Annotated in this window: 13 protein-coding genes; 5 read left to right on the top strand and 8 right to left on the bottom strand. The window is 68.8% G+C overall.

The features are described 5' to 3' along the window. Positions 1 to 185: FAD-dependent oxidoreductase (locus RA210_RS07170; RefSeq protein WP_201485905.1), on the top strand; the 185-nt coding region annotated here is incomplete at its 5' end. A gap of 181 nt (positions 186 to 366) precedes the next feature. Continuing rightward, the gene (locus tag RA210_RS07165; RefSeq protein WP_136488647.1) at positions 367 to 696 is read left to right on the top strand and encodes a hypothetical protein; all 330 of its coding nucleotides are present in this window, start codon (positions 367 to 369) and stop codon (positions 694 to 696) included. 84 nt (positions 697 to 780) lie between these two features. Here the strand turns inward: RA210_RS07165 and RA210_RS07160 are convergent, their stop codons facing one another. The 6 genes from RA210_RS07160 to RA210_RS07135 form a co-directional block, all read right to left on the bottom strand. After that, complete coding sequence (locus RA210_RS07160) at positions 781 to 1,323, bottom strand: hypothetical protein (RefSeq protein WP_201485904.1); 543 nt, start codon at positions 1,321 to 1,323, stop codon at positions 781 to 783. Positions 1,324 to 1,548: 225 nt separating this feature from the next. Beyond that, positions 1,549 to 1,737, bottom strand: a complete 189-nt coding sequence (locus RA210_RS07155; RefSeq protein WP_201485903.1) for a YgaP family membrane protein — start codon at positions 1,735 to 1,737, stop codon at positions 1,549 to 1,551. 46 nt (positions 1,738 to 1,783) lie between these two features. Continuing rightward, positions 1,784 to 2,164, bottom strand: coding sequence for a rhodanese-like domain-containing protein (locus RA210_RS07150; RefSeq protein ID WP_201485902.1), 381 nt, complete (start codon positions 2,162 to 2,164; stop codon positions 1,784 to 1,786). Next, entirely contained in the window at positions 2,148 to 3,950 is a 1,803-nt protein-coding gene (locus RA210_RS07145; RefSeq protein WP_201485901.1) for a SulP family inorganic anion transporter, read from the bottom strand. Before RA210_RS07145 ends, RA210_RS07150 begins: the two co-directional genes overlap by 17 nt. Continuing rightward, positions 3,950 to 5,692 (bottom strand): bifunctional protein tyrosine phosphatase family protein/NAD(P)/FAD-dependent oxidoreductase, encoded by a 1,743-nt coding sequence (locus RA210_RS07140; protein ID WP_201485900.1) that lies wholly within the window; start codon positions 5,690 to 5,692, stop codon positions 3,950 to 3,952. Before RA210_RS07140 ends, RA210_RS07145 begins: the two co-directional genes overlap by 1 nt. Positions 5,693 to 5,732: 40 nt before the next feature. After that, a complete protein-coding gene (locus RA210_RS07135) occupies positions 5,733 to 6,599 on the bottom strand; it encodes an MBL fold metallo-hydrolase (RefSeq protein ID WP_201485899.1) in 867 nt (288 codons plus the stop codon). 303 nt (positions 6,600 to 6,902) lie between these two features. On the opposite strand from RA210_RS07135, the gene RA210_RS07130 reads away from it, so the two are divergent. Next, positions 6,903 to 8,222, top strand: a complete 1,320-nt coding sequence (locus tag RA210_RS07130) for a Na+/H+ antiporter family protein (RefSeq protein WP_201485898.1) — start codon at positions 6,903 to 6,905, stop codon at positions 8,220 to 8,222. A 61-nt stretch (positions 8,223 to 8,283) separates the two neighbouring features. Here the strand turns inward: RA210_RS07130 and RA210_RS07125 are convergent, their stop codons facing one another. Continuing rightward, the gene (locus RA210_RS07125) at positions 8,284 to 8,598 is read right to left on the bottom strand and encodes an SCP2 sterol-binding domain-containing protein (protein WP_136488639.1); all 315 of its coding nucleotides are present in this window, start codon (positions 8,596 to 8,598) and stop codon (positions 8,284 to 8,286) included. Between the two features lie 203 nt (positions 8,599 to 8,801). Between RA210_RS07125 and sohB the strand changes: the two genes are divergently transcribed. After that, positions 8,802 to 9,824 (top strand): protease SohB, encoded by a 1,023-nt coding sequence (gene sohB / locus RA210_RS07120; RefSeq protein WP_201485897.1) that lies wholly within the window; start codon positions 8,802 to 8,804, stop codon positions 9,822 to 9,824. Between the two features lie 42 nt (positions 9,825 to 9,866). Beyond that, entirely contained in the window at positions 9,867 to 10,862 is a 996-nt protein-coding gene (locus RA210_RS07115; RefSeq protein WP_201485896.1) for a YhdH/YhfP family quinone oxidoreductase, read from the top strand. A gap of 40 nt (positions 10,863 to 10,902) precedes the next feature. Here RA210_RS07115 and RA210_RS07110 read toward each other — a convergent pair whose 3' ends face one another. Beyond that, on the bottom strand, positions 10,903 to 11,310 hold the full coding sequence (locus RA210_RS07110) for a hypothetical protein (RefSeq protein WP_136488636.1): 408 nt from the start codon (positions 11,308 to 11,310) through the stop codon (positions 10,903 to 10,905). Positions 11,311 to 11,332 lie beyond the last annotated feature (22 nt).

The following is an 11,332-nucleotide window of genomic DNA, read 5'->3' as shown; positions in this document are numbered from 1 at the left end:
AGGGCACCGTGGAGCTGACCCGCTTCGGCGAGATCATCGTCGACGCCAAGGGCCAGACCAACATCCCCGGCGTGTTCGCCGCCGGCGACGTGACCACCGTGCCGTACAAGCAGATCGTCATCGCCGTGGGGGAGGGCGCCAAGGCTTCGCTGAGCGCCTTCGACCACCTGATCCGCCAGGGCTGATCGCCAGGCACTCCAGAACGCCCGCTCCGGCCAGACCGGGGCGGGCGTTTTTTGTGTGGCGGCGGCTGGCGCGGCAACCCGATGCCCGAGCGGCGTCCGTGTGCCATGCTTGCAGTGATGTTCTTCCCTGCCACCCCGTTGCGGGGGCTGTCGACAAGCGAAGTCATTGAGGAGAACCGCAATGAAGAATCATCTGTTCTGCGTGGGGGCCGAAGTACGGCCGTCGCCGGCCAGCGGCCAGGCACGGGATTTCGTCAGCTGCCATGTCAATGTCTATGCCGCTGCCAACACCCTGCGCGAGGCACTGGAGCGGGCCGAGGGAGCGCTGCGTCGCGATGGCTACGAGGTGAGCTTCATCCGTGGCTGCTGGGTCGTGGATGCGGCCTGCAACGACGGATTCTGTCCAGCCGACGAGCTGCCCACGGAGGTGAGCGGGGAGCTGATGTTCAGCGACGAGGTTCACTATGGAGCTTTTCGCGAGCTGAGCAGCGAAAGCGACTACGTCTACTGAGGGGGCGGGCCCCGTGGGGTCCGCTACTGGCTGGATGGATGGGTGGGAAACCCGCGCAGGTGTTGCGGGTTTCCCGTTTGCAGCTCAGCCGTCCTCGCCGTCGCCCAGCGCGGTCAGCCGGCTCTCGTAGGCCGGCGCCGCATAGATGCCGATTTCCATCGACAGCTCCAGCAGCCGCGGCAGGTCGCGGGTGTAGATCAGCACCATCTGCAGTCCGCCATCCAGCGGTTCGCCGAAGTCGACCAGTTCGTAGCCTTCCGTTTCCGGATACAGGTCGCTCAGCGCCACCTGGATGCGCTGCAGGGCGGTCAGCAGATCCTCCCCGGCCAGATCGCCAGCCTCGAACGGGAAGGGCGACGACGTGCCGAACGAGTCGATCACCTGCTGGAGCAACTCGTCGGCCTGCTTGGCCTGGAACAGCACGCTATCCGGCAGACTGCCGAGCAGTACCCATTCCCCCTGCGGGATCGGGCAGCCGTCCTCGTAACCGCTCTCCGGATGGGCGGCGAGGAAGGCCGGCGGATCGGCATAGGCCTGGGCTGCCTCGTCGGCGATCCGCTGGATGTCGTCGTTTCCCATGCTGCCCGAGCTGATCAGGGTGATCAGCTCCACCAGTAGTTCCTTCATGTCGTGCCCCCCCCGAGGGATCGTCGTCGGCTTCGTCGGCGGGTGTTGCAGGCCTGGGCGGCAGCGTTCCCGCCGCCCGCGGCTCGCTCCAGGTCGGGACGGCCCAGCCGCGGGTTGCAGAGCAACCATAGTTCATCCGCGCGCGGTGCACCCCCTGCAGCGAGCCCCGAGCCTGTCCCGGGCCGGCCGGCGAGCCCTTCAGCCACGCGGCCGGGGGGCGGGCCTTCACTTCTTCAGCGGGCAGGTCTTGATGCCGAGCAGGCTGTAGGCCGGGCACCAGTTGAGCAGGCCGGTGGCCAGCGGCAGGATGCCGATCCACGCCCAGACCGGGCCGCCGGCGATGGCCCAGACGATCAGCGCGATGCCGACCACGATGCGGGCGATCTTGTCGATACCGCCAACGTTCTTTTGCATGATGTATTGCCTCTCGGGTTGCGGGATGGGATGCCGTGCGCTCGGTTCAGTCGAACACCGGCAGGCTCGGCGTCACCACCGCCTTGCCGGCCGCGCTCCAGGCGTCGAAGCCGCCGGCGATCGACTGCACGTTCAGGTAGCCCATGTCCTGCAGGGCGCAGGCGGCCAGTGCGGCGCGGCCGCTCGTCTTGCAGTACAGCACGATATTCAGGTCGCGGGCGGACAGTTCCGGGCTGGCGCTGAGCCGGAACTCCAGCAGGCCGCGCGGGATGTTCACCGCGCCGGGAATGTGCCCGGCGTGGAACTCGTCGGCCTCGCGCACGTCGAGCAGCGCGTCGGCGTTGCGGATCGCCGCTTCGGCGGTGTCGAGGTCGATTTCGTCGATGCGGGCCTTGGCCTCGGCTACCAGGTCATGGGCGTTTTTCACTGTCGCTTTCCTGCAGTTGGGGGTGAACGAATGGCAGTCCGTTGCGGCGCTGGCCGATGGCGCGTCGGGTGGTCTGCGGGTCGAGTTCGGCGAGGGCCTCGAACTGGCTGATGAATACCCGGCCGCCGAAGTGCGCGAGGAAATCGGTCTGGCTGAGGCGGTCCATCACCGGGCCCTTGACCTCGGAGAGGTGCAGCTGGATGCCGGCGGCATGCAGGCGCGCGCTGATCGCCTCGAGGCTTTCCAGGGCGCTGGCGTCGATCAGGTTGACGCCGGGGCACATCAGCACCAGGTGCTCGGCCTCCGGGCGGCGGGTGACCAGTTCGGCGATGCGGTCCTCGAGGTAGCGGGCGTTGGGGAAGTACAGGCTCTCGTCGACGCGCACCGACAGCACCTTCGGGCTTTCCACCACGGCGAAGCGCTCGATGTTGCGGAAGTGCTCGCTGCCCGGCAGCTGGCCGACCACGGCGATGTGCGGCTGGCTGGTGCGCCAGAGGAACAGCAGCAGCGACAGGCCGACGCCGATCAGGATGCCGGCCTCGACGCCGACCAGCAGCACGCCGAGCATGGTCGCGGCCATGGCGGCGGCATCCTGGCGCGAGTAGCGCCAGGTGCGCTTGAGGGCGCCGAGGTCAACCAGGCTGAGCACGGCGACGATGATGGTGGCGGCCAGCACCGCCTGCGGCAGGTTGTGGAACAGCGGGGTGAAGAACAGCACGGTGACGGCGATGCCGACGGCGGTCAGGGCGCCGGCCAGCGGGGTCTGCGCCCCGGCATCGAAGTTGACCACCGAGCGGGCGAAGCCCCCGGTGACCGGGAAGCCGCCGCTGAGCGCCGCGGCCACGTTGGAGGCGCCGAGGGCGACCAGTTCCTGGTTGGGCTCGATGCGCTGGCGGCGCTTGGCGGCCAGGGTCTGCGCCACCGACACCGACTCGACGAAGCCGACCAGGCTGATCAGCAGCGCCGCCGGCAGCAGCTGGCGGGCCAGCGCCAGGTCCAGCGGCGGCAGGCTGAAGCTCGGCAGGCCGGTGGGCACGGCGCCGACCACCCGCACGCCGGCATCGGCCAGGTCGAACAGGCTCACCACCAGCACCGAGGCGAACAGGGCGACCACCGGGCCGGTCTTGGCCAAGTGACCGGCCAGCTGCGGTGTGAAGCCGGCCGCCTGCAGCCAGCCGCTGAGCCTGCTGCGCACCAGGAACAGGAACACCACGCTGACCCCGCCGATCGCCAGGGTCGGCAGGTGGGTGGCGGGCAGGGCGGTGAGCAGGCCGTGCAGCAGCTCCGGCGCGGTTTCCCCCGCGACCCTGATGCCGAGGATGTGCTTGAGCTGGCCGAGGGCGATGAGCAGGCCCGAGGCGCTGATGAAACCGGAGATCACCGGGTGGCTGAGGAAGTTGGCGAGAAAGCCCAGGCGCAGCACCGCCATGGCCAGCAGCAGGGCGCCGGAGAGCAGGGCCAGCAGCAGGGCGGCACCGGCGTATTCGGCGCTGCCGCTGGCGAACAGCGGGCCGAGGGCGGCGGCGGTCATCAGCGAGACCACCGCCACCGGGCCGACCGCCAGGGTACGGCTGGTGCCGAACAGGGCGTAGGCGATCAGCGGCAGGATGCTGGCGTACAGGCCGTTGATCGGCGGCAGGCCGGCGAGCATGGCGTAGGCCAGGCTCTGCGGGATCAGCATCAGGGTGACGATCGCCGCGGCCAGGAAATCCTTGCCGGCAGCGTCGCGGTCGTACTGCCGTGCCCACTGCAGGCACGGCAGGAAGCGGGCGAGCCGCTCTTTCATCACTTCTTCTCCTGGGTGAAATCACAGGCCGCCGGCGATTCCACCGGGCGCGGCTCGAAGTCCAGGTGCCTGGGTTCGGCCAGCCATTCGTGGCCCTTGAGCATCAGGTCGAAGTAGATGCCCGGCATCCACTTGGTCTTCAGGTCCCAGGCCAGGCGGCGCGGCACCCGCGGGTCGAGGGGGAAGGTCGGCAGCAGCTTTCCGCCGTAGCCGAACTCGGCGAGGATCACCTTGCCGCGCTCGACCGTCAGCGGGCAGGAGCCGTAGCCGTCGTAGATGGCCCGCGGCCCGCGGCCGGCCAGCACGGCGATGACGTTCTCGGCGACCACCGGCGCCTGCTTGCGCACCGCGGCGGCGGTCTTGGCGTTGGGCGCGGCGCACACGTCGCCGAGGCTGAAGATGTTGCCGTAGCGCGGGTGGCGCAGGCTCTCGTGGTCGACCTCGACCCAGCCCTCGGCATTGGCCAGCGGACTCTGGCGGACGAACTCGGGGGCGCGCTGCGGCGGCACCATGTGCAGGAAGTCGAACTCGCGTTCGACCAGTTCGCTGCCGCCGTCGGCGGCCGCCTTGCGGAACCAGGCCTTGCGCGCTTCGCCGTCGACCTTGACCAGCGTCTCGCCGAAGTTGAGGTGGGCGCCGTAGCGCTCGACGTACTTCATCAGTGGCGGTACGAAGTCGGCGACGCCGAACAGCACGGCGCCGGCCGAGCAGAAGTCGACCTGGATGTCCTTCAGTACGCCCTGTTTCAGCCAGTGGTCGCAGGACAGGTACATGGCCTTCTGCGGCGCGCCGGCGCACTTGATCGGCATCGGCGGCTGGGTGAACAGCGCGCGGCCGCCGCGCAGGGCCTGCACCTGCTGCCAGGTGTAGGGCGCCAGCTCGAACACGTAGTTGCTGGTCACGCCGTTCCTGCCCAGGGCCTCCTTCGCCCCCTCGATGGCGCTCCAGTCGAGGGTCAGTCCCGGGCAGACCACCAGCGCGCGGTAGCCCAGGCGGCTGCCATCCTCGAGCACCACCTGCTGCTGCTCCGGCTCGAACGCCGCCGCGGCGGCGCGTATCCACTGCGCCCTGGGCGGGATGCAGCGGGCCATGTCGCGCTCGGTGCGGGCGCGGTCGAACACCCCGGCGCCGACCAGGGTCCAGCCGGGCTGGTAGTAGTGCTGTTCGCGCGGCTCGACGATGGCGATGCGCAGGCCCGCATCACGCTTGAGCAGGCTGGCGGTCACCGCGCAGCCGGCAGCGCCGCCGCCGATCACCAGCACGTCGTAACGCGGTGTGTGGGCGAACTGGCTGGGGGAAACCGGCTGGTTGGGCAGGGTCTGCCAGCGCAGCTCGAGGCGCGGCTGCAGGGCGGCGAGGTCGTAGCCGGCCTCCCTGGCCGTCTGCAGCAGGGCGTCCGGGGCGAGATGGTGGGCTTCGGCCAGTGCCCACAGGGTGGTGGAGCGGGTGCCGGTGCGGCAGAAGGCCACGACCGGGCCCCTGACCCGGTCGAGCAGCTCGCGGAAGGCGGCGACGTCCTCGTCGCCGATCTTCCCGGAGATCACCGGCAGATGGTGATATTCGAGCCCCGAGGCTTCGGCGGCGACGCGCAGGGCGTCGCTGCCCGGCTGGTCCTCGCCTTCGTGGTCCGGGCGGTTGTTGATCACGCAGCGGTAGCCGCTGGCGGCCAGGGTGCCCATGTCGGCAGGTTCGAGCTGGCCAGCCACGGCGATGAACGGGGTCAGGCGCTTGATCGGTTGCATCTTGTCGTTCTCCAGTCTGCGTTGGAGTGCGGGGGCGGCGTCACAGCACGTTGAGCGGAATCTTCAGGTAGCGGCTGCCGTTGGCCTCGGCGGGCGGCAGCTCGCCGGCGCGCATGTTGATCTGCACCGAGGGCAGGATCAGCGTCGGCATGCCGAGGGTGGCGTCGCGGGCCTGGCGCATGGCGACGAACTGCTCCTCGCCGATGCCCTGGTGGATATGCACGTTGTGCGCACGTTCGGCGCCGATGGTCGTCTCGTACAGGTACTCCTCGCGGCCCGGCGCCTTGTAGTCGTGGCACATGAACACGCGGGTCGCATCCGGCAGGGCGAACAGCTTGGCGTGGATCGAGTGGTACAGGGCGCGGGCATCGCCGCCGGGGAAGTCGCAGCGGGCGGTGCCGTAGTCGGGCATGAACAGGGTGTCGCCGACGAAGGCGGCGTCGCCGATCAGGTAGGTCATGCAGGCCGGGGTGTGGCCGGGGGTGTGGATGGCGCGGGCCTGGACGTTGCCGACCTGGAATTGCTCGCCATCGCGGAACTGGTGGTCGAACTGGCGACCGTCGGTGGCGAACTCCGGCTCGGCGTTGAACAGCTTGCCGAAGGTCTGCTGGATCACCGTGATGCGATCGCCGATGCCGAGCTTGCCGCCGAGCTGTTCCTTGAGGTAGTGGCCGGCACTCAGGTGGTCGGCGTGCACGTGGGTCTCGAGGATCCACTGCACGCTGAGGCCGTGCTCGCGGACGTAGGCGATCAGGCGGTCGGCGCTCTTGTGCGAGGTTCGTCCGGCGGCGGGATCGTAGTCCAGCACGGGGTCGATCAGTGCGCACTGGCGGCTCTCGGGATCGCTCACCACGTAGCTGTAGGTGAAGGTGGCGGGGTCGAAGAAGGCTTCGATGCGGGCATTCATGGGGCAATCCTCCGTCAGTCCTTGTATACCCATGGGGGTATGTCGTGAATACAGCCTACTGCGATTTTTGGTTCTATGTATAGAATAAATAATCATAAGCAGGAGAGGCCATGATCCGGCTTTCCAGTGTGGACCATGGACGCCGATCGGTACTTGCCCGCCGGCCGTCCGCGCTGGCGCAACGCGTCGCCACAACGCGTCGCCACAACGGGCCGTCGGGCGTGCGCTTTTGACAGGTCGCCGGGGTTTGGGCAGAGTGCGCGCCTTTCGCCCGCGGGCGATCCCGAAATCTGGAGTGAAGACATGAATGCGGTACTCATCGCCGTCGGCCTGATGCTGGTGCTCAGCCTGTGCCGGGTGCATGTGGTGGTCGCCCTGATCCTCGGCGCCCTGGCGGGTGGCCTGGTCGGCGGTCTGGGCATCGAGGGCACCCTGGCGGCCTTCAACAAGGGCCTCGGTGGCGGCGCCACCGTGGCGCTGTCCTATGCGCTGCTCGGCGCCTTCGCGGTGGCCATCGCCCGTTCCGGCATGGCCCACGCGCTGGCCGACAGGGCGCTGCATCTGGTCGGGCGTCAGGAGGCCAACGGCGGCGGCACGGTGAAGTGGCTGGTGCTCGGCCTGCTGCTGGCGGTGGCGGTGTCCTCGCAGAACATCCTGCCGATCCACATCGCCTTCATCCCGCTGCTGGTGCCGCCGCTGCTCTACGTGCTGAGCCGCCTGCAGCTGGATCGCCGGCTGATCGCCTGCGTGCTGACCTTCGGCCTGATCACCCCGTACATGTTCCTGCCGGTGGGCTTCGGCAGCATCTTCCTCAACGACATCCTGCTGGCCAACGTGGCCAGGAGCGGCGTCGAGGTGGCCGGGGTGAGCGTCACCGAGGCCATGGCGATCCCGGCGCTGGGCATGCTCTTCGGCCTGCTGGTGGCGGTGTTCGTCAGCTACCGCAAGCCGCGCCGGTACGACCTGGCGCTGATCGAGCAGGCCGAGCAGGTCGAGCGCCGCTACAGCCCGCTGACCCTCGGCGTGGCCGGGGTGGCGGTAGCGGTGGCCTTCGCCATCCAGCTGTGGCTGGACTCGATGATCATCGGCGCGCTGGCCGGCTTCGTGGTGTTCTCCGCCTCCGGCGTGGTGCGCTGGAAGGAGGCCGACGGCCTGTTCACCGAGGGCATGAAGATGATGGCGATGATCGGCTTCATCATGATCGCCGCCGCCGGCTTCGCCGAGGTGATGCGCGAGACCGGCCACGTCAAGTCGCTGGTCGACGCCTCCGCCGGGGCGATCGGCAACAGCAAGGCGCTCGGTGCGCTGCTGATGCTGCTGGTCGGCCTGCTGGTGACCATGGGCATCGGCTCGTCGTTCTCCACCGTGCCGATCATCGCGGCGATCTTCGTGCCGCTGGGCGTCGAGCTGGGCTTCAGCCCGCTGGCCATCGTCAGTCTGGTGGGCACCGCCGGTGCCCTCGGCGATGCCGGCTCGCCGGCCTCCGACTCGACCCTCGGCCCGACCGCCGGCCTCAACGTCGACGGCCAGCACAACCACATCTGGGACAGCGTGGTGCCGACCTTCCTGCACTACAACCTGCCGCTGCTGGCCTTCGGCTGGGTGGCGGCGATGGTGCTGTAACGCGGCGCCAGAAACGCAAAAGCCGGAGCATGCTCCGGCTTTTTTCTGTCTGCCTGCCCGATCAGGACGGGAACAGGTCGCCCAGCTTGAGGGCCAGCATCATGTCGCCCTCGGTGCGCAGCTTGCCGGTCATGAACGCCTCCATGCCGCTGATCTCGCCCTTGAGCACGCCCTTGAGGGTGGCGCTGTCCATGATCAGGGCGACGTTGGGCGACTCTGCGTTGCCCTCGGTGAGGCTGCAGGTGCCGTCCTTGATGCTCAGGTAGTAGTTCTCCGCATCCTCGATGTTGAACTGGAACACCAGGTCGAGGCCGGCGGCGGCGTTGGCATTGAAGCGGGCCTGCATGGTTTCGATGACTTTGGCGACGCTGCTCATGAAGGGGTCCTTGTGTTTGGCGGGGAGTCGTGCCGGCGGCAGGAAGCGTTTGCAGGCGAGGGTAGGGGGCCGCCGGCGGGCTGTCAACGCGACCATACGCACGTTTGAAACGTCGCCGCGGTCGTGCCGTCACGCTGGCGGTGGCCGCCGCCGGTCGGCGCCGGTATGCTTTGCAGACCGCCACAAGCCATCAAGGAGAGCCCGTGGAGTTTCTTGTCGAGTATGCCGGTTTCCTGGCCAGGACAGTGACCGTGCTGGTGGCCATCCTCGTCGTCCTGGTCGCCATCGCCGTGCTGCGCAGCCGCGACCGCCGCTCCGGTGGACATCTGGACGTGCACAAGCTCAACGACTTCTACAGGGCCCTGCGCGAGCGCCTGCAGGACAGCGTGCTGGACAAGGAGCAGCTCAAGGCGCTGCGCAAGGAGGAAGCCAGGACGGAAAAGGCCGAGAAGAAGGCCGCCAGCCACCGGCCGCGGGTCTACGTGCTGGACTTCGATGGCGACATCAAGGCCTCGGCCGGCGAGCACCTGCGTCACGAGGTCACCGCGCTGCTCAGCCTGGCCACCCCGCAGGACGAGGTGGTGGTGCGCCTGGAGAGCGGCGGCGGCATGGTGCACAGCTACGGCCTGGCCTCCTCGCAGCTGGCGCGCATCCGTCAGGCCGGCGTGCCGCTGACCGTGTGCGTGGACAAGGTGGCCGCCAGCGGCGGCTACATGATGGCCTGCATCGGCGAGAAGATCCTCGCCGCGCCCTTCGCCATCCTCGGCTCGATCGGTGTGGTCGCCCAGTTGCCCAACTTCCACCGCCTGCTGAAGAAGCATGCCATCGATTTCGAGGTGCTCACCGCCGGCGAGTACAAGCGCACCCTGACCGTGTTCGGCGAGAACACCGACAAGGGCCGGGAGAAGTTCCAGGAAGACCTGGACATCACCCACGAGCTGTTCAAGAACTTCGTCGCCCGCTATCGCCCGCAACTGGCCATCGACGAGGTCGCCACCGGCGAGATCTGGCTCGGCCAGGCGGCGCTGGGCAAGCAACTGGTCGACGAACTGATGACCAGCGACGAATACCTGGCCGAGCGTGCCCGGCACGCCGACCTGTACCAGCTGCGCTACCACGAGAAGAAGAGCCTGCAGGAACGTGTCGGCCTGGCCACCGGTGCCGTGCTCGACAGCGTGCTGCTGCGCTGGTGGAGCCGGTTGTCGCAACCCCGTTTCTGGCAGTGAGCCGGTCGCCGGTGCATCGACCGGCGACATGAGGAGGACAGGATGACGAGTTTCAAGGCCCTTTGGGTGACCGAAAGCAGCCCGGGGGTGTTCGACCAGGCGGTGGTCGAGCGGCGCATCGAGGACCTGCCGCCGGGCGAGGTGCTGATCCGCGTGCGCTGGTCCTCGCTCAACTACAAGGACGCGCTGTCGGCCAGCGGCAACCGCGCGGTGACCCGCGAGTATCCGCACACCCCCGGCATCGACGCCGCCGGCGAGGTGGTCGAATGCTCCACCGGCGAATTCCAGCCGGGCGAAGAGGTGTTGGTCACCGGTTACGACCTGGGCGCCAACCACGCCGGGGGGCTCGCCCAGTACGTGCGCGTGCCGGCCGCCTGGGTGCTGCGCCGTCCCGAAGGGCTGCCCCTGCGCGAGGCCATGCTGCTCGGCACCGCCGGGCTGACCGCCGGGCTGTGCATCGACAAGCTGCAGCGCATGGGCCTGGATGCCGCGGCCGGCCCGGTGCTGGTCACCGGCGCCTGCGGCGGAGTGGGCAGCGTCGCGGTGCTGCTGCTGACCCGGCTGGGCTATACCGTGGCGGCGTCCACCGGCAAGCTGGAGCAGGCCGAGTTCCTGCACCGGCTGGGCGCCCAGCAGATCATCGACCGCACCCTGCTGCGCGACGGCACCGACAAGCCGCTGCTGAAGATGCGCTGGGCCGGTGCGGTGGACACCGTGGGCGGCGACATCCTGTTCAACGTGGTCAAGTCGCTGCAGTACGGCGCCAGCGTGACCTGCTGCGGGCTGACCGCCAGTGCGGCGATGAGCCGCGCCTCGGTGCTGCCGTTCATCCTGCGCGGGGTCAACCTGCTCGGCGTCGACTCGGTGGAGCTGCCGCTGGCCACCAAGGCGGCCATGTGGGAAAAGCTGGCCGGCCCCTGGAGACTCGACAATCTCGAGCTGGTCTGCCACGAGATCGGCCTGGAGGAACTGCCCGACGCGGTCTACCGCATCCTCGCCGGGCGCATGGTGGGGCGCACCCTGGTGCGCATCGACTGAAGCGGGAACGTCCCGGTTCGAGCCGGCGGTGCTCGCCGGCTCAGTGGAAGCGGTCGAGCACCTCGAGGGGCGTGAGCATCTCGCCGCTGTCGACGATCTTCACCAGTCCCCTGATCTTCGCCCAGGCGTAGGAATGCAGGCGGCCGTCCTGCCGGTTGCGGCCACGGAACTCCAGCGCGTTGAGTTCCTCGATCTCGACGGTCTGCTGACCGAGGGTGGCGTAGCTGAAGCTGGCGACGAACCTCGCTGTGGCTCCCGTCTGTGGAGCGGGCTCTGCTGCCGGTGGCGCGGGCCGCTCCGCGGGTGCGGCCTGTGTCTTCCTGCGCCCGAATTCGTCCAGGCCGCGCTCGGCCATCATCTCGCGCAGCGTCTTCTTCCGTGCGAAAAACCCCAGGTCTTTGTTCAGCCAGAACCTGGCCTGCCTGGCCATTGCGGAAACCAGTCCCATCGAGGTGCGCCAATCCCACGCG

Source organism: Pseudomonas sp. OF001 (assembly GCF_904426495.1).
Taxonomy (GTDB): domain Bacteria; phylum Pseudomonadota; class Gammaproteobacteria; order Pseudomonadales; family Pseudomonadaceae; genus Geopseudomonas.
Note: the sequence above shows the minus strand (reverse complement) of the source record. Positions and strands in the feature narration are given on the sequence as shown.

Bases quoted from the DNA above. Each gene is read 5' to 3' on its own strand.
- RA210_RS07165 (WP_136488647.1), top strand. From the start codon at position 367: ATGAAGAATCATCTGTTCTGCGTGGGGGCCGAAGTACGGCCGTCGCCG.
- RA210_RS07160 (WP_201485904.1), bottom strand. From the start codon at position 1,323: ATGAAGGAACTACTGGTGGAGCTGATCACCCTGATCAGCTCGGGCAGC.
- RA210_RS07155 (WP_201485903.1), bottom strand. From the start codon at position 1,737: ATGCAAAAGAACGTTGGCGGTATCGACAAGATCGCCCGCATCGTGGTC.
- RA210_RS07145 (WP_201485901.1), bottom strand. From the start codon at position 3,950: ATGAAAGAGCGGCTCGCCCGCTTCCTGCCGTGCCTGCAGTGGGCACGG.
- RA210_RS07140 (WP_201485900.1), bottom strand. From the start codon at position 5,692: ATGCAACCGATCAAGCGCCTGACCCCGTTCATCGCCGTGGCTGGCCAG.
- RA210_RS07135 (WP_201485899.1), bottom strand. From the start codon at position 6,599: ATGAATGCCCGCATCGAAGCCTTCTTCGACCCCGCCACCTTCACCTAC.
- RA210_RS07130 (WP_201485898.1), top strand. From the start codon at position 6,903: ATGAATGCGGTACTCATCGCCGTCGGCCTGATGCTGGTGCTCAGCCTG.
- RA210_RS07125 (WP_136488639.1), bottom strand. From the start codon at position 8,598: ATGAGCAGCGTCGCCAAAGTCATCGAAACCATGCAGGCCCGCTTCAAT.
- RA210_RS07115 (WP_201485896.1), top strand. From the start codon at position 9,867: ATGACGAGTTTCAAGGCCCTTTGGGTGACCGAAAGCAGCCCGGGGGTG.
- RA210_RS07110 (WP_136488636.1), bottom strand. From the start codon at position 11,310: ATGGGACTGGTTTCCGCAATGGCCAGGCAGGCCAGGTTCTGGCTGAAC.